Raw genomic sequence first — 21,791 nt, forward strand, 5'->3', positions numbered from 1 at the left:
AGCACACATCGACCTTGATCGAGAGGAGTGAGATGGTGGACGTCTTCGGGCCGGTGGCCGACCTGTACGAGACCGTCCGGCCGGGCTATCCGCCCGAGATCGCCGGGGAGATCGTCGCCTACCACGGCGGCACGCCGGCGTCCGTGGTTGAGATCGGCGCCGGCACTGGCAAGGGAACCGAGGTGCTCGCCCGCATCGGCGCACCCTTGACCTGTCTGGAGCCCGATCCGCGGATGGCGGCGTTGCTGGCCACGCGATTTCCCGACATTCACGTCATCGCCAGCACCTTCGAACGGTGGCTGCCACCTGCCGGTGGGGCCGGAGTGCTGGCCTGCGCCATGGCCTGGCATTGGCTGGACCCGGCCACCCGCAACGCGCACGCGCGGCAAGCACTCGCCCCCGGCGGCACACTGGCGCTCTTCGGGCATCGCTACGACTACGCCGACCCAGGCCAGCGGGCGGCGATCCGATCCGCGCTGCACGCTATCGACCCCACCGTACGGGAGCGGCCCGCGGACTGGTTCCACCAGGACGTCGTCGACCACGGGCGGTTCGTCAACGTCCGCAAGGAGGTCTTCCGGCGCGACCTGCCACTCGACAAGGCACGCTATCTCGACCTGGTGCGTACCTTCGGGCCGTACCTGTCCCGGTCGCCGGAGCAGCAACAGCGTGGACTGACCGCCCTCGGCCGGCTGGTCGACGACTTCGGCGGCACCGTCGTACTCGATCTGCGCACCACGCTGGTGCTGGGCCAGGCTGGAGGGCGGATACATGCTCGGTGACCGGTGGGGCGTGACCGACAGCGAGATCTTGCGCGCCTATCCGTGCGACGACTTGGTCGTCTCACCCACACTGCAGGCATGGCGAGGCGTACGAGTGAACACGCCTGCCACCGTGGTATGGCCGTGGGTCGCCCAGGTGCGGCTGGCGCCCTACTCCTATGACTGGATCGACAATCTCGGCCGCCGCTCACCTCGGCAGCTGGTCGGCCTCCCCGAACCTCGAGTGGGAGAGGCGTTCACCACCGCTGGTGGGCGGAAGCGGGGCAGAATCGTCTCGGTCGAGCCCGGGAAACAACTGACCGGAAGCATCATGAATGCCTTCATGTCCTACGTCTTGGTACCCGACGAGCACAACACCACGCGCCTGCTGCTCAAGGTCGTGATGCGGACAAACCGTGTGATCGCTCTCGGGTTGTCCGTCGGGGACCTGGTCATGGCCCGACGGCAGCTACTCACCCTCAAGCAACTCGCCGAAGCCGGTACGGAGTGACGATCACTCGCATATCAAGCAGATTCGGATGCGTATCGGCTCCGGCGGTGCCGTCAGACGGTCGGCGGCCGGCTGCGGTGAGGGGCCCGGACGGGGCCGGCTTGGCGGTGGTGCCCCAGCCAGGGTGCGGGGACTGGGGTGCGGCTGACGCGATGGAACCAACAGTCCGGACGGCCAGCGCTGTCGCGGACGTCCGCACGGCGATGTGACCCGGCAGGTGATCTTCGCTGAGGACGGTCGGCGTCGGCCTGGATCACGATCCGGGGACCCTGCTTGATCTTGGCTGACGCCGTGGCGCCCAGTCCAAGATCCAGACCAACCGGCACTGCTGCGCGGAGGCCGGCAGAGGGACACCGAGCGCTGCAAGATCGTCGAACGCGGTGTACCGGTCCACGCCATACCGCTTCGCGTACGCCTTGACAGAGACCGCGGCACCGGAGGCGATCCAGGCCCGGGCCGAATCCGGGCGTGATCGTTGACGCATCCGGTGCCGACGCGGCTGCATACCGCCGGATGCTACCGGCCCGCCGAGGCACCCCCGGGCACCATCAAGTGAGAGTAGGAGCGCCTCGGAGGCGCTCTACGCGGTCGGCCTGCGGGCCCCGGTCGCTCTGACGCACCGTGTACCGGACCCGGTCGCCCTGCTGCAGCGGTTCCGACCCCGCGACCACGGACACGTGGACGAACAGGTCGTCACCTCCGGCGTCCGGGGTGATGAACCCGAATCCGCGGTCGCCGTCGTAACGTGCGACGACGCCCTCGCCCGCGCGTGCGGGCACGCCCCGTGACGGCGGCTCCCTCCTGGCGGGTGCCGGCCCGACCGGCGCCCGTCGCGGTGGCGGTACGGGCTCGACCCCTCGGACCAACTGCACATCGCGGGCCTGCGGGCCCTTGTCGCCGCTGACGACCTCGTACGCCACGCGATCGCCCTCTGCCAGCCAGGTGAGGCCCTCGGCCAGGGACCGGGCGTGGACGAAGACGTCCCCGCCGCCGGAGTCGGGAGCGATAAAGCCGAAGCCCTTGTCCTCGTCGTACCAGGAGACGGTTCCGTCCGCCCCGTCGGCACCGCCGGCCCCGGCGTGCAGGCCGGCCCCGGGACCGAGCGGGACCACGTGCGCGGCCTGCGGGCCGCGCTCGCCCTCGACGACGACGAAGGCCACCCGCTGCCCGTCGCTGACCACACCGCCGGTCACGATGGCCGAGCTGTGCACGAAGATGTCGGCGCCGCCGCCGTCCGGCGACGCGAACCCGTACCCCTTGGCCGGCTCGTACCAGTTGACCGTGCCGAGCAGGCCCACGGCGCCGCCGGCGGCCTGCTCAGCGGTGACGCGGACGCGCAGCGCCTGGGGACCGCGGTCGTTCTCGCCGGCCTCGAACTCGACGGCCTGGCCCTCGCGGAGCACCTTCGGGCCGCCTTCACCCACGATCTCGGAGGCGTGCACGAACACGTCTGGCGAGCCGTCCTCAGGCGCGAGGAAGCCGAACCCCCGTTCGGCGTCGAACCAGCGGACGATCCCCTGCGGCATAGAAAGCTCCAGGTCGTAAGAGCGGCATTGCTCTCAGTCTCGCTCACGGCGTCGCGCCTGGGACCACCGGGACCGGCCACCGGCCCCCAGCCTCGCGCAGGCCCGGCCCCCAAGATCGAACCTGCTCCGCCGCCCCACCCGGATGGATCTTCAACAGCTTCGAAATCCACAACCGGTCAGATGCCGCGCACCGGCCGTCACCCGTCGGATCCCTTTTCGGAACGATGGACCAGGCGGCACAGACCCGCGCCGACCAGCACGGACCGGTCTGGACCGTTCCGAAACGGCCGATCACTTTCGGAACACAACAGGTCCACAGTGGACAACGCTGCCGATCCGCGCCGCCGCACACCAACGGCGGCATGATAGTTAAACCGATCTTGGCCACGTGACCCGATTCATTGTTCACCGATCAGGTCTCTGGATCGGCGCGTGAGCCACTGTCCCCAGCGTGAGCCTGAAACAGGTCAATGACTCGTTGACTCAGTCCCTGCTCGCGTGACTTCATGCGCGAACTTGAGTCGTTCCTATTCCGTGTCCGCGCGTGATCGGCTCTGCCGACCCTCAGCGGTGTATCGGCGGCCACGCATTCGGCGGTCCGCCGACGCCGGGTCGTACGACGGTGGTGCTAGCACCTTGGGCGGAGGCAGCATGCACTGTGCCTCGATGTTTCCGATCGCAGGTGGATGGCCGGGGGCGGACGCTCGCCGACACTGGGCGGACCTTACTGAAAGCAGGTCCGCCCGTGTTAGCCAGGCTTTCCGATCGCGCCGCGTCGATCGTCTTCGTCCTGTTGGTTTTGGGGGTCTCGCTGGGGACCGCCGACGTCGCAGGAGGGCTGATCCTGGCCCTGTCTCCGCTGCTCGTGGTGTTGGTGATGCTCCTTCTAGTCACCCGCGAGGGCTACACGCGTGACGGCTGGCGTCGGCTCGGGATGGGCCGGCTCGGGCTGCGCTACTGGCCGCTGACGATCGCCACCACCGCAGGCGTCTGCCTGCTCGCGACCGTGGGGGTCGTCGCGTTCGGCTTTGCTCGGTTCGCCGCCCCGCAGCAGCCGTGGCTGGCCGATGTGCTCGCGCTGTGCGCCGCCGGCCCAGTCCTGGCGTTCGCGGAGGAGATCGGCTGGCGCGGCTACCTGCAGCCGAGACTTGCCTTCCTGGGCGAACGGGCGGCAATGCTCATCGTCGGTGTCGTCTGGATCGGCTGGCATCTGCCGTACATCCTGTTCACGCCGAACTACCACAGCGACGGGAACCGGGTCGTGGTGCTCACGCTGTTCAGCGGCTCCGTGATCGCGTTCTCGTTCCTGATCGGCTACCTGCGGACCATGTCCGCCAGCGTGTGGCCAGCCGTGCTGGCCCACTTCGCGCACAACGCCACATTCGCCGCCCTGACCATCCCGATCGCCACCGAGCAGCCGGTGGTGGTCAACGAATACCTCAGCGGCGACTCGGGGCTGTTCGTGATGCTTGGCACCGCCGCGTGCGCTGCCGCGATCGGTGTCAGCCGGGCGCGAGCGGCCCGTCTGTCACTTCGAGCGTCTGCGCGAGGATGACGGCCTGCACCCGGTCACGAAGCTCTAGCTTGCGCAGCACCGAGCCGATGTGCGTCTTGACGGTCGACTCCGCCACGTGCAGCCGTGCGGCGATCTCTGCGTTGGTCAACCCCAACCCGATCGCCGCGAGAATCTCGCGTTCGCGGGCGGTGAGCCGCGTCAGAGTGGACGGCGCGGCGGTCGGCTGGTCTTCGGTGGACCCGGCCGGCGCCACGAGGACGAACGAGTCGATCAGACGACGGACTAGCCGTGGCGAGACAGGTGACTCGCCGGCCGCCGCGGCCCGGATCGCCGACAGCAGTTCCGCGGGGCCGGCGTCCTTGACCAGATATCCGGACGCGCCCGCCCGTAGCGCGGCAACGAGCAGGTCGTCGGAGTCGAATGTCGTCAACATCACGACTCGCGGCGGATCCGCGGCGGCGAGTAGCCGCCTGGTCGTCTCCACCCCGTCGAGGCCGGGCATCCGTATGTCCATCAGAACGACATCGGCGCGGTGCTCCGGTTGCCGAAGCGCGTCGAGTGCCGCCTGGCCGTCACCGACCGACCCGACCACCCGCAGGTCCGGGGTCGCGCCCAGCAGCATCGCGAAACCGGCACGGACCAAGTCCTGATCGTCGACGAGGAAGACCCGGATCGGCTCTGGCCGGCTCATCATCGCCTGTCCTGGACGGCGACCGGGATGGTGGCCTGCACACCGAATCCGCCGCCCGGACGCGGACCGGCCATCAGAGCACCGTCGAGGGCACGCAGTCGTTCCCGCATCCCATCGAGCCCGTGACCCGGTGCGGCAGCCACCACGCCGACGGCTCGGCCGACGCCGTCGTCGTCGATGCGCACCCGTACGGCCTGCGGTGCCCGCTCGACGGCCACCCGCGCCACGGCCTGGGACCCGGCATGCTTCAGGACATTGGTCAGTGACTCCCGGACCACCCGAAGCACGGCGAAGCGCACTGCGGCGGGCGTGCGTTCGAACACGGCGGGGTCGACGTGGACCTCGACCGGCAGACCGGCGGACCGGACCGCCGCAACGAGTTGCTCCAGGTCGGCGAGGCCCACCGGCGGCCCGGCCGGGTCGTCGGCCGCTTCGGGATCGCGGAGCACGTCGATGACGCCGCGTACCTCGGTCAGCGCGGTCCGCGCGGTCCGCGCGATCGTGGCGAGGGCGGTCCGGGCCTGGTCACGGTCCCACGGCTGCGCATGCTCGGCGGCGTACTCGGCCCCGTCGGCCTGCACGATGACGACGGTGAGCGAGTGGGCGACAATATCGTGGATCTCCCGGGCGGCCGCGACCCGCTCCCGCTGTGCCAAGAACCGCTCGCGCTGCCGGCTGTTCTCCTCCAGCCGCGCATAGGCCTCGCTCAGCGCTCTCATGTTGGTCTCGCGACCCCGAACGACGTTCCCGATCAGCCAGATCAACCCGGTGAACACGGCGAGAAACACGGCGATGACCAGGGCGTTGCGGGGGTAGTCCGGCTCGGTGCCCCATCGGAAGCCGGCTGCGAGGCTGCCGGCCAGCCCTGCGCCGAGCGCACACAATCGGATCGGCAGCGACGGGACGTGCGCGGCGACCGTGTAGATCACAAATGCTTGGGCGACGTTGGCCGGCAGCGGAATAGGTAGCACCACGAGCTGGACCACGAAGATCGCAGCCAACCACGCCAGCAGGGCGGCCGGCCATCGGCGTCGCAGAACGAGCGGCAGAATAGTCACGGTGCCCACGACAAGTCCGGCGGGCCCGCCGAGCACGCTGGACACACCGAATACCAGCCACATCACACCGGTGAGAAGGCCATCCACCAGCAGTGGACGCGCCCGCGACCATCGGTCGGCTCGGGCCGCGAGGACCGTACTTGGTTCCACAGCCCTCCCACCGTGCCGGCGCCTCACCGGCCCCAGCCTAGCCATGGTCCGCGACTCGCGATCACACGGATCTGCATAGGCGATCACCATAACCAGCACCACACGCCCGGGACACGCCCGGCGTCATGATGAGCTGGCGGCCCGTTATCCGGCGCGTCTGAACACCTTCCAGGCCGAAGCGTCCCGGAACGCGGAGCCCGCGTCTTGGCCGCTCAGGAAATCATTCAAGAACACCTCACCGCAGGGTGAAAATCGGATTACGAGATCTTGAATAGCAGATCAGAAAGCAATTCAAAAAGCGCAGAAGCAGTCTTTTGCCAGCCATGATCGAATTTACTCTTCTCGGCAGATCCGGATGCGTATCGGCTGCGGTGGGGTGCCTGCGGTGGTGCAGTCAGATGGGTTGGCGGCAGGCTGCGGTGAGCGGCCCGGACGAGGGGTCGGCTTGGCGGTGGGCCTCAGCCAGCTGTACGGGGACAGAGGGTGCGGCTGACGCGATGGAGCCAACAGCCCGGACGGCCAGCGCTGTCGCGGACGTCCGCACGGCGATGCGACCCCGGCAGATGATCTTCACTGAAGACGGTCGGTGCCGGCCTGGACCACGGTCCGGGGACCCTGCTTGATCTTGGCTGACGCCGTTGCACCCCAGTCCAAGATCCGGACCAGCCGGCATGAACGGATCCCTACCGGCACGCCCCGACCTGGACCGTTGCGAAACAGCGGATCCCTTTCGGAACACAACAGGTCCACAGTGGACGAAATGCGAGAGGCGGTTGATCTACGTTTCCGCAGGTCAACCGCCTCTTGATGTTGCGCGCCCGAAGGGACTCGAACCCCTAACCTTCTGATCCGTAGTCGGCGTTCCCGGTCAGAGCCTTGATCAGCTTCGCGCAGCAGGCCCGATTACACCGGAAATCCAGTGGATTGTCCGTCCACTGTGGACCTCGGCGGCATCCCCCACGAATACGAACATGCCGCCTGAACTGCCCGGATGACATTCTCGGCAAGCGCAGCGTCAGCTCTCCAGGACCTGCCACACCTTGGGGACCCAGACCCAGCGCCCGTTGACGTTGACCAGGCCCTCGAAGGCGAGCCCGAGGTCGTCGCCCGGCTCGGTGTACTTCCAGCGGTACACGGTGAGGCCGGGCTTCAGGTGCGGGCCGATCTGCTGGTAGCCGCCGGGAAAGTTCGCCGCGACGGCTGATGACCAGGACCGGATCTCCTCGGTTGTGGCCTTGAAGACCTTCAGGTCGGTCTGTTCCGGTTTCGCGGCGATCTTGACCTCGCTGCCGTTCCACAGCTTCGCCTTGTAGTACTGCTCGGCCTTGGCCGCGACGTCGCCCTCGAACACGGCTTGGTAGTCCGCGGTCGTCGGCTCCAACTGCTGTACGAGCGTGGGGTCGTTGCCTGTCCCCAGCGCCTGCATCAGGGCTTTGGCGCCTTCGTCAGTGTTCGGGTACGTGCTGCCGGCCGCGTTCTGCGCGGTCGCGGGGGTGCCCGGTGTGTCCTCCGCGCCTGCCCCGCAGCCGGTGAGGGTGGCGCCCAGGAGCGCGGCCAGCAGGGTCCAATGTGTCAAGCGCTTCGCACTTGCGGGGCGCATGCTCGTCCTCCGATCACGAAATCTGGCCCGCGAAGCGCGGGCCAGGCGAACCGGCCCGGTCCGGGCCATTCCGATCAAGGATGGGCAGACGGGTTCAGAACGACATCAGCGTCAGTTCAAAGCCGCGACGGCGTCCGGGTTGCGAGGGCGAGCTAGCGTCGAGCGGCGGCAGCCAACCTCACGACGCGGGACGGGTGATCATGCGTTCGCGGCCCACCGAGCCACCGCTCGTACCGGTGCGGGTGTGTCTGCTCGGTGCCGTGTCGGCGCACACACCGCAGGGGCCATTGCACCTCGGGCCTCGCCAGCAGCGGCTACTGCTGGCGATCCTGGCTCTGGAGGCGAACCGGCACGTTTCGGTCGATCGGATCGTCGACCTGATGTGGCCGGCGGCGCCTCCGCGTACCGCCCGGCACGCGGTGCGGGTGTGCGCGTCGGGGCTGCGCGCCGCGTTCGCACCCGTGAGCGCCGCCGACGCCGCGATCGTCGCCGTCGGCGGCGGCTATGCGCTGCGGATCGACCCGATGGCGGTCGACGCGCAACACTTCCGCACGCTGCTCGGCGAGGCCGACACCGAAACCTCGGACCAGCGCCGCCTGACCTTGCTGGACCAGTCCCTCGCGCTGTGGCGTGGCACCACGCCGCTGGCCGACGCCGCAGAACCCGACGTACGCGACCGGCTCGGCGCGGGCCTCACCGAGTCCCGCCTCCGAGCTGTGGAGGACCGCTTCGACATTCGGCTGCGGTTGGGACAGCACGCCCGGCTGCTGGACGAGCTCGCCGATGCGTGCGCGGCGCACCCGGCACGCGAGCGGCTCGCCGGACAGCTCATGCTGGCGCTGTACCGGTGCGGGCGCGGCGCCGAGGGGCTCGCCGTCTACCACCGGCTGCGCGACCATCTCGCCGAACAGTTCGGCCTGGACCCGGGGCCGGCGCTGCGCGGGCTCGAGCGGCAGATCCTCCAGCAGGACCCGGCGCTGGAGCGGCACCCTGGTCCTCGTCGCCCGCCCGTGCCGGCGCAGTTGCCGGCGATGGCGGGTCTCGTCGGCCGCGAACCCCAGTTGGCCCAGCTCGACGCGCTCGCACGCAACACGGAACAGGATGCTGCGGGCACCTCGATCGCGGTGATTACCGGTACCGCCGGCGTGGGGAAGACCGCCCTGGCCGTACGGTGGGGACATACCGCCGCTGTGCGTTTCCCGGACGGGCAGCTCCATGTCAACCTGCGCGGCTTCGACCCGTCGGGTCCCGCGCTCGATCCGGCTGCGGTGCTGCGCACGTTCCTCAACACGCTCGGCGTTCCGGCGCAGCAGATCCCCTCCGACCCCGATGAACGCGCCGCCGTGTACCGCAGCACCATCGCCGGCCGCCGGCTGCTGATCGTGCTGGACAACGCCCGCCACGCGGAACAGGTGCGGCCGCTGCTGCCCGGCGCGGCGGGCTGCCTGACCGTGGTGACCAGCCGGGACCCGTTGCGGTCACTGGTCGCGATCGAGGGCGCCACCCCGCTGGTCCTGGGCCTGCTGACCGTCGAGCAGTCCCGGGACCTGCTGACGAGCCGCATCGGCGGCCCGCCGCATGCCGCGGAACCCCTGATCGACGAAATCGTCGAGCGTTGTGCCCGGCTACCGCTGGCATTGGCGGTGGCGGCCGCCCGGATCACCACGCGCCGGCATCTGCCGCTTGCAGAGGCCACGGCGGAACTGCGTGACGCGTCCACGGTGCTCGACGCCCTCGACGGCGGCGATCCCGTCACCGACCTGCGGGCCGTGCTGTCGTGGTCCTACCTGGCCCTCGGCCGGGACGCCGCCCGGCTGTTGCGCCTGCTCGGAACGCATCCGGGCGCCGACATCGGGGAGCTGGCGGCCGCCAGCCTGGCCGGCCTGCCGACGGTGTACACCCGCTCGCTGCTGGCCGAGCTGGTCTCGGCGCATCTCGTCAGCGAGCACACCGCCAAAAGGTACGTGCTTCATGACCTGCTCAAGGCATACGCTGCCGAGCAGTCGCAGGCGACCGACAGCGCGGAGGAACGCCGAGCGGCGATGCTTCGGCTGGCCGATCACTACCTGCACACCGCGCACCCCGCCGCACGCCTGCTCGACCCGCTCCAGGTGCCCATCACGCTGACCGCACGGCGGGACGATGTCGTGGCCGAGCCGCCGGGTCACGCCGACGCCGCGCTCGCATGGTTCCGCACCGAACACGAGTCGATGGCCGCCACCGCCGCCCGAGCGGCAGCACTCGGTCTTGACGAGCACGCATGGCGGCTCGTGTGGACCCTGACGTCGTACCTGCTGCGACAGGGCCACTGGCAGGCACAGCGCGCCGCCGGTCAGATCGCCGCGGACGCGGCCCGGCGACTGGGCGACCGCGGGGCACTGGCCCACTCGCTGCACGGCATGGGCATGGCCCACGCACGGTCCGGGCAGCACGACGAAGCCGCACCACTGCTGCGGCAGGCGCTCGACCTGTTCACCTCGGACGGCGACGTCCCCGGGCAGACCATCGTGCTGGAGGACATGGCCTGGGGAGCGGAGGCCGAAGGTGACGCGCAGCGCGGCCTCGCCCTCGTCGAACGGGCCCTCGTGATCGCGGAGACCGCCGGCCACACCACCGGCCTGGCCCGGCTGCACAACGCCATCGGCTGGTTCCACACCCTCCTCGGGCGCCACACCGACGCCGTCAACCATTGCGAGCAGGCACTGGCGATGTTCCAGCAAGTCGACGACCCCCCAGCGGTCGCGGCCACGTGGGACACGCTCGGCCACGCACACCGCCACCTCGGCGACCACGAGCGGGCCACCCGCTGCTACCGCAACGCCATCGGTTTCTACCAGACCCTCGGCGACCTCTACAACGAGGCGGCGACGCTTGTCGAACTCGGTCACGTGCTGCACGAATCCGGCCAGCCCGACCACGCCCGACAGGCGTGGTGGGAGGCGTACGAACGCTACGAGCAACTCGGCCATCCCGACGCGCGGCAGATCGCGGACCTGCTACAACCAGCCGCCGGACGCTGACGGGGACCTCCCCCGTGCCGGACTGTTGCGCACCAACGGCCTGGCCTCGACCAACGACCGCGCGGGCGTGAACCGACGCGAGGAGACGGCGCGGACGTTTCGTTCACCGACTGGAGGACGTGGGGACGATGAGTGAACGAGCGACAGTCAGGAAGCTGGTCACCGAAGCTCAGGTTCTGCTGCGCCTGGACACGGATCGCGTGCGCGTACTCGAACTCGTGACGGCCGCGGACGCGATGCTCGCCGATATGGACGCCGACGCGGAGGCGCGCGCCGACAGCTATGCGTCTGTGTCGGCGCTGTGGCTGGATCTCGGCGACGAGCAGCGCAGCGAGCAACGGATCGTCCAGGCGATCGAAGCGGAAACACAGGTCACGCCGGCTCGGCCCGTGATCCTGGGCACGCGCAGGCTGTTCTACGCGAAGCTGCTCCACGCGCAGCGGCGGTTCGCCGATGCAGCGCGACACGCGAGCGAGGGGCTCGCGATCTACGCGCACGGCGTGGCGCCGGATCACCCCGAGCTCGCGCGCCTGAAGGTCTATTTCGCGCCGATCCTGAAGGACGCGCCCGAGAGGCCGTCCGTTGTCGGTGCGCTGCGCGCGATGGGCGAACGCCTGTGCGCGGTGGCGACCGGCAGCGAGGCCGAGATCCGCAGCGCGCTCGGCATCCCGACGACCCCACCGCCGTTGGGTGCGAGCGAATGCCTGGTTACGGCCGGCGAGCTCTCGCGTGCGAGCGTGGAGCTACGATTCGCGGTCGGCACGCTGACACGGCGCGAACTCGACGAGACGTTCGGACCGGCAAACGTGCTGCCGCGCACCGGGCCGTTCGCGTCGCACACGCTCGGTTACGCGATACGGGTCCCCGGCAGGCCGGCTCGCATCAGCCTGTACGCGCTCTTCGCCACGACGCCCGAGACCGAAACCAGCGCGAAGAGCGTGCTGCTGCGGATCGATCCCGCGTGAGTGTCGCGGTGTCGACACCCTCTCCACCATCGGCTCGACACCGGCCTCGAACACGACGTCCGAATCCGGCACCCGTGAGAGCCGATGCCACCCTATGGGGTGCCAATACTCAGGCAAGCCCGCGCCCTGGGCATTCTCCGAAGCACGGCGACCGGCGGCGTTCTGAAGATGAACGCGTTCAAGCAACGAGATGCGGTTCCTGAACGCGTTCAGGTCGATCAAGAGTGGCGACGTAGTGCCAGGTCACAGGCTTGGCCGAGTTTCGGCACCCCACAGGGATCATGGTTGCATGGATTTGGGTCTGATCGTGCGTTCGTGTGCCGGGCAACGACGATGAACGCTCGTGGGCGGGGGGTTGACTCGCCGGTCAGCTGGGTGCCGATTGCCGGGCTCACCGAGCTTGCCCGCGCGCTGCTGGGCGACCGGCGCGGTGATCGAGATGTGATTCCGGAGCATGTCAGCGACCGGGTCAACGCGCTGGCCAAGCAATGGGCCGCGCACGGGTTCACCGCCGAGACGGTGCGCCCCTGGAAGGATCTGGATCCGGCGGCGGCCGCGCGGCTGCATGCGCACGGCGCCAGTCCGTCCGCTTTGCAGCAGCACACCGTCGCCACGCGCACCCGTAACGCGGTGGCCGTATTCTTCGCCGAGGTCGCTGATGCTGGCGCCGCAGGTTCGAAGATCCGCAACCCGAGCAGGCCGAGGAGCGCGATCAGGGCGAAGTCGTTCGGGTTGGCCGACAACCGGGCGGTCGTGATCAGCGCTTCGAACTGCAGATGCCCCAACCCGAGGGTTGGGGACTCGGCCGGTACCGTGGGCCGGCGGGCGTAGTCGGCGGGCGAGTGCGGCAGGATCTGGTCGATGACGCAAACCCGGTAGAAGCCGACCACGACCGACAGTCGGCGGGACACCGTGGAGGGCTGGTGGTCCGAGGGGCGGGGTCACAGGTGGAAGGTCTTTGAGCGATCGAGCGCCAGGCGGCGTTCGGCGGCCTCGGCGGCAGCCACCACCCTGCGGTTGCGGGCGTGGACCGCGCGCAGCCGGAGCGACCCGGGTGGGGCCTGGCTCACCACGGCGACGGGCAGCGCGACCAGCGCCGTGAGAACGAACGACCACAGTGCGATCGGCGGCGGATTGAACACCGCCCGCAGCGCGAGGCCGAGCATCGGCAGGAGCACGAGCCCGACGCCCAGCACCGTCGCCGGCAGCGTGAACGGCCACGCGACCCGCCGCACCCGGCGCAGCCGCCGGCGGTGGTTCACCGGTACGGGCTCCCAGACCGCGATGCCGTAGGACCGCAGGAACACCGGGCTCACCACGCGGTCGGCCGCTGCGCCGCCGCCGGGCCAGCCGGTTGACCGGTACAGCGCGACCTCCGCCGCGGCCGGCCGCCGCCGGCCACGGGCCTTCGCAGCGCGGCGGTGGTCGGCGAACACCGCGACCTCGGCCAGCCACGCTTCCCGGCTCGCGGTGAGTGCCTCCACAGCGGGTACGAGCCGCGCTGGGTCCTCCAGCGGACCGAACCGCTCCCGCAGGTAATCGAGCGTGGCGGTGTACCCGTACGGTGCGTAGCTCGACACGCACCGCCGCAGCGCCCGGATCCGGTCCGCCGGCGACCGTGCGGGGTCGCGCGCGATTCTGGCGTTCCGTTCGAAGCCCACCGTCTCAGCCTGTGGCGGGATCGGGCAGGCCTGCCTCCTTGCGGGCCACCGCGAACACCTCGGCGTGGTCGCCGAAGTACCCCCACGGCATGACTGCCGGGCGGGGGCCGCCGCGCTCGAGGTGCGGCCGAGCCCGCTCGGGCACGGTGGCCTGGTAGTAGAACGTGGCGAACGCCTGGTGTGCGGGGCGGGTGGCGGGATGGTCGGCGAACCGGTGAGCATCCGCGAGCAGCCGGTCCGACGCGGCGTCGACCTCGGCCCGCACCGTCTTGTTCGACGTGTAGCGGGTGTACCGCCAGAACCGCGAGAGCACGTTGCCCCGCATGGTGAGGTCGACGAGCCCCTCGATGTGGGCATACGCGACGAGTGCCCAGAGTGGGTGGCCCGCAGGCAGCGGTTCGGTGCGGCCGCGGGCGTAGGTCAGCGCCTGCTCCTGGCTGCCGTACCACTTGCGGGTGAGCGACACGAGCCGCCAGATGTTGGCGTTGTAGAGGTCCGGGGCACGCCGCTCGACCTGGGCGAACACCTCGTCGAGCTCCCGGTCGTGCTCGACGGCCCCCATCGCGCACCGGAACAGCTCGCTCCACGGCACCGGGTCAGCCGGGGCGAGATGCGCGGCCCGGCGGAGCGCCGTGCGGGCGTGACCGGCGAGGTTCAGCATGCCCTCGATCTGCTCGTCGCTCGTCCGGGAGATGATGTCCGCGCCGCGGGCACTCGCAGCGGCAGACGACAGGGCCGCACCCAAGAGCAGCCAGCGGTCGGGATCCTCGCCCTCCTGCGCCAGCGCCCGCAGGTCACGCAGGGCATGCTCACCGACGCTGCCGAGAACCTCGACGTACAGAGCCCGGCGGTGCGGGTCGGACCGAGTGGCCGCGAGCAGCGCCAGCCCGGGGCGGGCATCGCGGTGCAGCAACGCCCGCATCGCCGTCTCCAACCGCTCGTCCGACCAGGCCAGCGTGACCTCCACCGGCACGTCGTCCTGCCTCATCGCCCCTCCCGCCCGCGCAACACGTCGGATCATACGGGCGACGCCGGAGGCGTCGGCCTCGGACGATCGGCCATGCGAGCCCTACGCCAGCAGCATCGGCAGCACAAGCAGACCCGGGACGGCAAGACACGACCTTCCGTCCCGATTGCGGACCGGCGAAGATCCGATGCGCGCTCATCCGCACGGGCACGACTGTCAACGGCCAGTATTCCGTGGCCGCGGACACACGATGGGCACGCAGGCTCCAGCGGGCGTACGGAGCGTCACGATTACTGATGAGCCGCAGTGCGCGATCGGCGGCATAGCAGCGAATCAAGCGGTCCCGGTCAGTGAATCTCGCTGGGGCGCCTTCGGCGCTTGTGGATCATGTGCTGCCGAACGTGGCCCGTTGCGTGCGGCCTGTGACCCGTCTGCCGACGGCGGGAGGTCGTTGAGGATGGTCGCGCGGCGGCAACTCTGAGGACATCGGTGCCGCTGCGGCCGTGCGGTGGTCATGCCGGTGGCGCGCCGAGCACAAGGAGGTCGCTGTCCATGGTGATTGGTCCCGGGGTGTCTTCGGCCGCGACCGCCTGGTCCAAGGCGGCGAACCCGTGCTGGGTCTCCTCCTCGGTCAGGTGCTCGAATGTGGAGATGGCCCGTAGCCGCAACCGCTGGGCGTAGGCGGCGAGGTCGGGGGCCAGCGTTTCGCGTACCCGGTCGATGCCGATGACGGCCATTCCCGCCTCTTCGAACAGTCGTGTCACCTCCGCGAGGGAGGGAAACACCTGCTGCTCGATGCGCCGTGCGCGGGGAAAGAACCGATGCCACAGCAGGTCGGGCATGCGGTCGGAGAATGCACTGCGGATCAGGATCCGTCCACCGGGCTGCAGCACACGACGAATCTCCGTCACTGCGGCCCGGCGGTCGGTGACGTGGTGGAAAACGAGAAACATCAACACAAGCCGGCATGTCCGGTCGGGTAGCGGGATGGCTTCCGCGCTGCCCGCCAGGTACTGGACATTTGGGTGCCCTGCTGCCCGCTCGGCCTGTTGCCGCATCCGCTCGGACGGCTCGACACCGTAGACCGGGCCGCCGAAGGTGTCGGCCAGGATCGGCGTGAGCCGGCCCGTGCCCGATCCCAGGTCCAATACGGTCAACGGCTTCTGCGCGCCCGCCCACGTGGCGAACACGCCGGACCAGAGCTGCGCCTGCTCCGCGGTCAGCGCTCGGCCGGCCGAGTACACCGTGTGTTGCTGCACGTCGTAGTCAATCCGCTTCAGCATGGCGACCGTCCTTGTGTTCGACGTGGGTATCGTGGTCAACGCCGGCCGGGTCGGCAGATGCGGCGCGTGCCGCGTTGGCTTGGCAGAGCTCTTCCTCGGCGCGGGTCCAGCCGAAGGCCGCCGCGAGGGTTGCGAATTCCCGGTCGAGGGTGGTGTCGGCGGGGTGAGCGGTGATCGTGGGAACGGCTCCGGTGAGGACATTGCAGCGGGGCAGGTTTCGAGCGCGATCTGATCGCGGCGGACGCGGTCGAGCAGAGCGGCGTCACCGATGCTGCGCACGCCGTGGCCGATGCGGCGGGCCCCGAGCACGTCGAGCGCTTCCCAGACGCTTGCCGGTCCAGACATGGTCCTCACCGTGGTGTTCTAAACGATTAGATCCTCATTAGCATGATAGGCGACAATCACAAGGTGTCCAGGCTCGTAGGAGGGCGACTGTGGCGACCGGACCCACGATCCGCGATGTCGCTGCGCGCGCCGGCACCTCCACCGCCGTGGTCAGCTACGTGCTCAACGACGGCCCCCGGCCGGTAGCGCCCGCCACCCGGGCCCGGGTCCTCGCCGCGGTCGCTGAGCTCGGCTACCGGCGCAACAACCTCGCCAGGGCACTGCGTGCCAACCGCACCGGCACTCTCGGCCTCGTCGTACCCGACCTCGCCAAGCCGTTCTTCGCCGAGCTGACCCGAGCCATCGAGGACGCCGCCTTCGCCCGCGGGTTACGGCTGCTGGTCGGCAGTGCCCACTTCGACGCCGACCGTGAAGACGAACAACTCCGTGCACTACTCGACGCTCGCGTCGACGCGGCGTTCCTCGTGCCCTCCCAAGACCCGACATCCTCCATAACCCTGCTCCGCCGCGCCCGAATCCCCCATGCACTCGTGCACCGCACCCATCCCGACACCGTCTGCATTGCCGGCGATGACGTCAGCGCGGGTCGCCAGGCCGCCGAGCACCTCCTCCAGCACGGACATCGCTACATCGCACTGCTCGGCGTGGGCCGAGCCGAAGATCCCGTCAGCCTGCGCTCTCGCGGCGCCAGCGCGACACTGACCGAACACGACCGGCCGCTTCCGCCGTGGTCCATGCTCACGTGCCCCTTCCCGAACCTGCGCGACGACGCATATCGGGCCACCCTGGACCTGCTGACCACACACCCGCAGATCACCGCCATCTGCGCCACCACGGATGAACACGCCGTGGGTGCGCTGCGCGCCGCCACCGAGATCGGCCGCCGAATCGGCGATGACCTCGCCTTGGTCAGCATCGACGGCACAGAACTCGCCGCGTACCTCACCCCTGCCCTGACCGCCGTCACCGCCCCATTCGACACCCTCGGTGCCGACGCCGTAGACACCGTGCTCAACCCCTCCGGGGCAGGGCCCACCGTTCGACAGCACCCGCTCACGCTCACCGTGCGGCGCAGTTGCGGCTGCCATGCAACGCATGATGGGCACCGAAAGTCCTGAAGGTGTACCTGGCCGATGCACGCACATCGGCCAGATCCGGATGCGTATCGGCTGCGGTGGGGTGCCTGCGGTGGTGCGGTCAGATGGTCGGCCGCCAGCTGCGGTGAGGGGCCCGGACGGGGGTCGGCTTGGCGGTGGCGCCCCAGCCGGGGTGCGGGGACTGGGGTGCGGCTGGCGCGATGGAGCCAGCCGCCCAGACGGCCGGCACTGTCGCGGACGTCCGCACAGCGATGCGACCTGGCAGATGATCTTCACTGAAGACGGTCGGCGCCGGCGTGGATCACGATCCGGGGATCCCTTTCGGAACACAACAGGTCCACAGTGGACGAAACGCGAGAGGCGGTTGATCTACGTTTCCGCAGGTCAACCGCCTCTTGATGTTGCGCGCCCGAAGGGACTCGAACCCCTAACCTTCTGATCCGTAGTCAGATGCCCAGGACAGTCCTCTACTTCTTTAGCTTCTCACGAAAGCGTGTCGTTTCGCAAGGGCTCGGTACTTGAACGGTACGGCGCGTATCCGCAGGTCTACGCGATCTCGTGTTCGGTGGAAACAGCCAGACTCGCGGACCCTTGGCGTACGAGCTGGTTCGGTCCGGGTTGTGCTCGACAGTTGCGCTACGTCCGATCACGTCAGGAACACAACGCGATCCCAACGACCGACCCTACGGTCGATGGCTTCAGGCCTGGAACACCCGACGACGAGCTGCCCGACAACGACCTCGCCACCATCGACGGCCTCGTCAACGGCAACCTGCTCGGCTGGGATCCTGAAACCGTGCGGTCCTAGCGGTCAGGTTCAGCTGCCGCGACGAATTTCGATCCGCTGTGCGGTGACCAGCGGAGTCCGATCTTCGGCCTTTCAGAGAGTTGTTCACATATGTAGCCTTGGTGGTTAATGAGGTGATTTTTGGCTGTAGAAGTGGCAGTCTTCGGTGGCCATGAACTACGAGAACCTTGCGCCGCTCGCGGCGATCGCCTCGGGCGACTCACAGGATGAGACCGTGCAACCTGATGCTGACTCGGCAGGAGAGGTGGTGCGCGGTCCGTACGAGTTCGACGCCGCGCACGTGTCGGTCGCGGTGTCCATGGTCGACGACGCCTTCGCCACCGCCGTCGACAGCTTCGATGCCGGGTTGTCGATTATGAAAGCGGCAATTCCGACGGGCACGGTTCGGGCGGCGTCCCTGCGCGCCGTTCTTGTCGACGCGCTCACGTACTCGTTGCGTCTGGCTCCCGGTGGTGAGAAGGCGGGCTGTTTCCTCGACCCTGCGGACCGTGGCGGCGGCAGCGGCGGGTTGGCGGCCATCCAGGGGACCCCCGACGACGTTGTGCGGCTGTGGCGCGGTATCGCCGCCAGCGTGTCCGCCGCGGGTGCGGTCGCGCATTTCGAGGATCTGCTCTTCTGCCGCCGCGACGGTAACGGCCGGGATCGTGCGACCCGGTCCGGCGAAGCGTATCTGACCACCGTCCACGGCCGTGCCGTCGACATCCCCGTGGTCGAGATGCTGGTCCGGGCATGGACACTCGCGCGGAACGTGCGAAACTCCGGCCTCGACGCCGACGCGCGGTCGGCGATGTTCACCGCCGTGTCCGACGTGATGGCGGCGCGGCCCGGCGAGCGTCCGGGCGTCGTCCTGCCGATGCTGGCCGCGCTCGCGGCGGGTCCGCTCGAGGTGAAGGGCACACCCACAGTCGACCCTCTTGACGTCGACGGGCTCCTCCGCCAAGCGGCCGTAGACTGCCACGACGGTCGCCACGCCTCCGAGATCGCCCGGTTGCGTCGCCCGCGGACCTCGGACCCGGTCGCCCGGGAGGCGATCGCTCGGGAAGAGGTGGCCGCCTGCTTCCGAGCGGCTGATGCCGCACCACAGGCAGCCGTCCGGATGATCCGATTGGAGGAGGCCGCGCAGATCGCGAAGAAGCGGTCCCTTCCCGACTTGGAACGGCTCGCAGCCGCCGGGATGCAGGCGATCAAGCCGGCCGACCTCGGGTTCCAAATCGTCTCGGCCTCCGAACCCCTGCCGACCCACGTGGCGGAGGGCTTTCTGCACCCGTACACCAGGTCCCCGGACTGGCGCGACGGCCTGGACTTCTTTCTGGCGTCCGACCCGCCGAGCGGAGACATCGACGACCTCAGGAGTCACGCCCGGCAAGCGCGCAGCGGCCTGAGCCTGATCCTGCCGCCCCTCCTGTTCGCTGGCGGTCTGCCGCGGATGAGGGCCGCCACCGCCGCGGACCACGAGAAGCACGAGATGAGCTTCTTCGCGGGCGTGCGGGCCGAAAACATCGCCCGGTTGACCGCCGAGGGACTCGACCGGCTCGCCGCCCACTACGGCATTCCGAGCGAAGACGACCTCGTCGACTACTTCATGTCCCGGGGCAGCCGCGATCCCCGGGCGGCCCGGACCCTGGCGAAGGCGTTCCGGCACTTCTGGCACGGCGACTACGAGTCCAGCATCCACCTGGCTGCGCCCGCCTTCGAAGGCGCCGCACGGAACCTGCTCATCGAACTCGACGAAGGGATCTACCGCGCCCAGGCCGAGAAGGAACCCGGCGGATATCCCGGCCTCTACACCTTGATCTCCGAGTTGGAGAAGCTCGCGCTCGACGAATCCTGGGCCTACTTCTTCCGGTGGCTCCTCGGCGGACCCTACGGCGCGAACATCCGGAACACGATCGCCCACGGCCTCCCGTCGGAGATGTCACCCGCCGTCGCAGTCCTCACGCTGCGCGCCGTGTCCGTTCTCGCCGTCGTCGTTGGCGCGACGAGCACCCGGGTCCACACCTCCAACAACATCACGCGCGACCGCGAGACCGTCCTCAACATGCTCGCCTCCCCGATGCCGCTTTCCGGAAAGAGCGACCGGCTCCTCGGCTGGGTTGCCGGCCGACTTGGCCGGGCGGCGTGGACAGTCGACCTGCTGCGCGTACGTCTGGCCCGCCGCCGCACGCCTAAAAACCTCACCTGATCCAACGCATGCGCCGCTTCAATCGATCACTCGGCCGGTCTCCGACCACAGCACTGCAGGAACTGGTCGGCGACAGCTCGCCAGGGTCAGCCGCGGGCGTACTCGGGCTGCTGCTGTAGCGCGGCCCGGTCGGCTCCCACGGCGGGGCGACGCCGCTGCCGGCCGGCGATGAGGGCGAGGACCAGCAGCAGGGCGATCGCGAGCAGTACGCTGCCGCCGGTCAGGGCGGCGGCGATCCGGTCGACGAGCGCGGCGGTGTCCCCGGCGCCGGACGGCACGGCGGCCGAGCCGACGGCGGCCAGGATCGCGAGGCCCAGCGCGCTACCGAGCTGGTGGAAGGTGTTGACCAGGCCGGAGGCGGCGCCTGCGTCGGCGGTGTCGACGCCGGCCAGCCCGGCGGAGGTCATCGGCGCGAACGCGAGGCCCTGCCCGATGCCGATGAGGACCATCGGCAGAGCGACGGCGAGGAGGTAGTCGCTGCCGGCGTCGGCGCGGCTGAGCCAGGCCATGCCGGCGAGGGTGGCGGCGACCCCGGCGATGAGCACCGGCGTCGCGCCGAAGCGGCCCAGGACCCGGTTGACCAGCAGGGCGACGGCGAAGTTGACCGCGGACATCGGCAGGAACGCGAGCCCGGCCTGCAGCGGGCTGAAGCCGAGGACGCCCTGCAGGTACTGCGAGGTGAAGGGGAAGAACCCGATCATCGCGCCGAGGTAGAGCATCCGCACGAGGTAGGCGCCGGTGCGGCGGCGGTCGGCGAACAGGCGCAGCGGCATGATCGGCTGCGCGGCGCGGGCCTCGTTGGCGACCAGCCCGGCCAGCAGGACGACGCCCAGCGTGATCGCGATGAGGGTGCTCGGGGCGGCCCAGCCGACTTCGGCGGCGTCGACGATGCCGAACACCAGCGCGGTCATGCCCAGGGTGGCGCACAGCGCGCCGATCAGGTCGAAGCGGCCTCGGCGGCGTTCGGTCTCGCCGATGTACCGATAGGCGGCGTACACCATTGCGGCGCCGATCGGCACGTTGAGGAAGAACCCGGCTCGCCACGACACCAGGTCGGCCAGGACGCCGCCGACGACCAGGCCGGCGCTGGCGCCGATCCCGGCGACGGCGCTGTATGCGGCCACCGCGCGGGCCCGGGGGTGGCCTTCGGCGAAGCTCGCGGTCAGCAGTGACAGTGACGACGGCGCCAGGATCGCCGCGCCGATGCCTTGGAAGGCGCGGGCGGCGATCAGCCACCAGGCGTAGGGGGCGAGCCCGACCAGGAGCGAGGCGAGGGCGAACAGTACGAGGCCGATGACGAACATGCGGCGTCGGCCGACGATGTCGCCGGAGCGGGCGCCGAGCAGCAGCAGCCCGCCGAACACCAGGGTGTAGGCGTCCTGGACCCAGGTGAGGCCGGTCGGGGTGAAGCGCATCGCCTGCTCGATCTTGGGCAGCCCGGTGAAGATGATCGAGTTGTCCAGGATGACCATGAAGTAGCTGAGGCAGATGATCGTGAGGATCATCGCCGGTCGGGCTGGGTGGGCCGGGTGGCGCGGTGTCGGCACCGGGCACTTCCCTTCATCGTGACGGCTGATACCTCAAGACAACCCGAGAACTCGCAGGTCAGGCAGTGCCGGTCGGGCCCGGTACTGGCAGTACCTCCCTCCT

Annotated in this window: 18 protein-coding genes and 3 pseudogenes; 10 read left to right on the forward strand and 11 right to left on the reverse strand. The window is 69.6% G+C overall.

What is annotated here, in order from left to right:
• The first annotated feature begins 32 nt into the window (after positions 1-32).
• Positions 33-782 (forward strand): class I SAM-dependent methyltransferase, encoded by a 750-nt coding sequence (locus ACQP2P_RS44165; protein WP_433611405.1) that lies wholly within the window; start codon positions 33-35, stop codon positions 780-782.
• A gap of 10 nt (positions 783-792) precedes the next feature.
• On the forward strand, positions 793-1,272 hold the full coding sequence (locus tag ACQP2P_RS44170) for a polyketide cyclase (protein WP_433611407.1): 480 nt from the start codon (positions 793-795) through the stop codon (positions 1,270-1,272).
• A gap of 548 nt (positions 1,273-1,820) precedes the next feature.
• On the opposite strand, the gene ACQP2P_RS44175 is transcribed toward ACQP2P_RS44170, so the two are convergent.
• The 3 genes and pseudogenes from ACQP2P_RS44175 to ACQP2P_RS44185 form a co-directional block, all read right to left on the reverse strand.
• Positions 1,821-2,384 carry a cold-shock protein gene (locus ACQP2P_RS44175; protein WP_433619531.1) on the reverse strand — a complete coding sequence of 188 codons (564 nt, stop codon included), beginning with the start codon at positions 2,382-2,384 and terminating at the stop codon, positions 1,821-1,823.
• Positions 2,373-2,564: pseudogene (locus ACQP2P_RS44180) on the reverse strand (cold-shock protein); the annotation flags it as partial. The gene ACQP2P_RS44175 and the pseudogene ACQP2P_RS44180, both read right to left, overlap by 12 nt.
• 36 nt (positions 2,565-2,600) lie before the next feature.
• Positions 2,601-2,798 (reverse strand): annotated as a pseudogene (locus ACQP2P_RS44185) (cold-shock protein); the annotation flags it as partial.
• Positions 2,799-3,543: 745 nt separating this feature from the next.
• Here ACQP2P_RS44185 and ACQP2P_RS44190 point away from each other — a divergent pair.
• A complete protein-coding gene (locus tag ACQP2P_RS44190) occupies positions 3,544-4,353 on the forward strand; it encodes a CPBP family glutamic-type intramembrane protease (protein ID WP_433611409.1) in 810 nt (269 codons plus the stop codon).
• On the opposite strand, the gene ACQP2P_RS44195 is transcribed toward ACQP2P_RS44190, so the two are convergent.
• From ACQP2P_RS44195 to ACQP2P_RS44205, 3 genes are all read right to left on the reverse strand, one after another.
• Entirely contained in the window at positions 4,301-5,008 is a 708-nt protein-coding gene (locus ACQP2P_RS44195; protein ID WP_433611411.1) for a response regulator, read from the reverse strand. The genes ACQP2P_RS44190 and ACQP2P_RS44195 overlap by 53 nt on opposite strands.
• On the reverse strand, positions 5,005-6,150 hold the full coding sequence (locus tag ACQP2P_RS44200; protein ID WP_433611413.1) for a sensor histidine kinase: 1,146 nt from the start codon (positions 6,148-6,150) through the stop codon (positions 5,005-5,007). The genes ACQP2P_RS44195 and ACQP2P_RS44200 overlap by 4 nt, the downstream gene beginning before the upstream one ends.
• 1,078 nt (positions 6,151-7,228) lie before the next feature.
• Positions 7,229-7,789, reverse strand: a complete 561-nt coding sequence (locus tag ACQP2P_RS44205; RefSeq protein ID WP_433611415.1) for a hypothetical protein — start codon at positions 7,787-7,789, stop codon at positions 7,229-7,231.
• Between ACQP2P_RS44205 and ACQP2P_RS44210 the strand changes: the two genes are divergently transcribed.
• The 3 genes from ACQP2P_RS44210 to ACQP2P_RS44220 all read left to right on the forward strand — a co-directional run bounded on the left by ACQP2P_RS44210 (position 7,783) and on the right by ACQP2P_RS44220 (position 12,629).
• Complete coding sequence (locus ACQP2P_RS44210; protein WP_433611417.1) at positions 7,783-10,833, forward strand: BTAD domain-containing putative transcriptional regulator; 3,051 nt, start codon at positions 7,783-7,785, stop codon at positions 10,831-10,833. The genes ACQP2P_RS44205 and ACQP2P_RS44210 overlap by 7 nt on opposite strands.
• A gap of 128 nt (positions 10,834-10,961) precedes the next feature.
• Positions 10,962-11,798 (forward strand): hypothetical protein, encoded by an 837-nt coding sequence (locus ACQP2P_RS44215; RefSeq protein ID WP_433611419.1) that lies wholly within the window; start codon positions 10,962-10,964, stop codon positions 11,796-11,798.
• Positions 11,799-12,173: 375 nt separating this feature from the next.
• Positions 12,174-12,629, forward strand: a complete 456-nt coding sequence (locus ACQP2P_RS44220; RefSeq protein ID WP_433611421.1) for a hypothetical protein — start codon at positions 12,174-12,176, stop codon at positions 12,627-12,629.
• A gap of 110 nt (positions 12,630-12,739) precedes the next feature.
• Here the strand turns inward: ACQP2P_RS44220 and ACQP2P_RS44225 are convergent, their stop codons facing one another.
• From ACQP2P_RS44225 to ACQP2P_RS44235, 3 genes are all read right to left on the reverse strand, one after another.
• Entirely contained in the window at positions 12,740-13,459 is a 720-nt protein-coding gene (locus ACQP2P_RS44225; protein ID WP_433611423.1) for a hypothetical protein, read from the reverse strand.
• A 4-nt stretch (positions 13,460-13,463) separates the two neighbouring features.
• Positions 13,464-14,447: a hypothetical protein gene (locus tag ACQP2P_RS44230; RefSeq protein WP_433611425.1), complete on the reverse strand. Its 984-nt coding sequence runs from the start codon at positions 14,445-14,447 to the stop codon at positions 13,464-13,466.
• Positions 14,448-14,938: 491 nt separating this feature from the next.
• Positions 14,939-15,709 carry a class I SAM-dependent methyltransferase gene (locus ACQP2P_RS44235; protein ID WP_433619533.1) on the reverse strand — a complete coding sequence of 257 codons (771 nt, stop codon included), beginning with the start codon at positions 15,707-15,709 and terminating at the stop codon, positions 14,939-14,941.
• Between ACQP2P_RS44235 and ACQP2P_RS44240 the strand changes: the two genes are divergently transcribed.
• Entirely contained in the window at positions 15,708-15,941 is a 234-nt protein-coding gene (locus ACQP2P_RS44240; protein ID WP_433619594.1) for a hypothetical protein, read from the forward strand. The two genes, ACQP2P_RS44235 and ACQP2P_RS44240, sit on opposite strands and share 2 nt — an antisense overlap.
• Before the next feature lie 32 nt (positions 15,942-15,973).
• Here the strand turns inward: ACQP2P_RS44240 and ACQP2P_RS44245 are convergent.
• Positions 15,974-16,054: pseudogene (locus ACQP2P_RS44245) on the reverse strand (hypothetical protein); the annotation flags it as partial.
• 89 nt (positions 16,055-16,143) lie between these two features.
• Between ACQP2P_RS44245 and ACQP2P_RS44250 the strand changes: the two are divergent.
• The 3 genes from ACQP2P_RS44250 to ACQP2P_RS44260 all read left to right on the forward strand — a co-directional run bounded on the left by ACQP2P_RS44250 (position 16,144) and on the right by ACQP2P_RS44260 (position 20,141).
• Positions 16,144-17,172 (forward strand): LacI family DNA-binding transcriptional regulator, encoded by a 1,029-nt coding sequence (locus ACQP2P_RS44250; RefSeq protein WP_433611427.1) that lies wholly within the window; start codon positions 16,144-16,146, stop codon positions 17,170-17,172.
• A gap of 472 nt (positions 17,173-17,644) precedes the next feature.
• Positions 17,645-17,959: a hypothetical protein gene (locus ACQP2P_RS44255; RefSeq protein ID WP_433611429.1), complete on the forward strand. Its 315-nt coding sequence runs from the start codon at positions 17,645-17,647 to the stop codon at positions 17,957-17,959.
• Positions 17,960-18,110: 151 nt separating this feature from the next.
• Positions 18,111-20,141, forward strand: coding sequence for a DUF4209 domain-containing protein (locus ACQP2P_RS44260; protein ID WP_433611431.1), 2,031 nt, complete (start codon positions 18,111-18,113; stop codon positions 20,139-20,141).
• An 86-nt stretch (positions 20,142-20,227) separates the two neighbouring features.
• Here ACQP2P_RS44260 and ACQP2P_RS44265 read toward each other — a convergent pair whose 3' ends face one another.
• Positions 20,228-21,646: an MFS transporter gene (locus tag ACQP2P_RS44265; RefSeq protein ID WP_433611433.1), complete on the reverse strand. Its 1,419-nt coding sequence runs from the start codon at positions 21,644-21,646 to the stop codon at positions 20,228-20,230.
• Positions 21,647-21,791 lie beyond the last annotated feature (145 nt).

Source organism: Dactylosporangium sp. CA-139114, from assembly GCF_050955725.1.
GTDB lineage: Bacteria > Actinomycetota > Actinomycetes > Mycobacteriales > Micromonosporaceae > Dactylosporangium.

What these genes read in the sequence shown, in the direction of transcription:
- ACQP2P_RS44195 (WP_433611411.1), bottom strand. Translation starts at nt 5,008, where the DNA reads ATGATGAGCCGGCCAGAGCCGATCCGGGTCTTCCTCGTCGACGATCAG.
- ACQP2P_RS44240 (WP_433619594.1), top strand. Translation starts at nt 15,708, where the DNA reads ATGGCGACCGTCCTTGTGTTCGACGTGGGTATCGTGGTCAACGCCGGC.
- ACQP2P_RS44230 (WP_433611425.1), bottom strand. Translation starts at nt 14,447, where the DNA reads ATGAGGCAGGACGACGTGCCGGTGGAGGTCACGCTGGCCTGGTCGGAC.
- ACQP2P_RS44215 (WP_433611419.1), top strand. Translation starts at nt 10,962, where the DNA reads ATGAGTGAACGAGCGACAGTCAGGAAGCTGGTCACCGAAGCTCAGGTT.
- ACQP2P_RS44265 (WP_433611433.1), bottom strand. Translation starts at nt 21,646, where the DNA reads ATGATCCTCACGATCATCTGCCTCAGCTACTTCATGGTCATCCTGGAC.
- ACQP2P_RS44165 (WP_433611405.1), top strand. Translation starts at nt 33, where the DNA reads ATGGTGGACGTCTTCGGGCCGGTGGCCGACCTGTACGAGACCGTCCGG.
- ACQP2P_RS44260 (WP_433611431.1), top strand. Translation starts at nt 18,111, where the DNA reads ATGAACTACGAGAACCTTGCGCCGCTCGCGGCGATCGCCTCGGGCGAC.
- ACQP2P_RS44235 (WP_433619533.1), bottom strand. Translation starts at nt 15,709, where the DNA reads ATGCTGAAGCGGATTGACTACGACGTGCAGCAACACACGGTGTACTCG.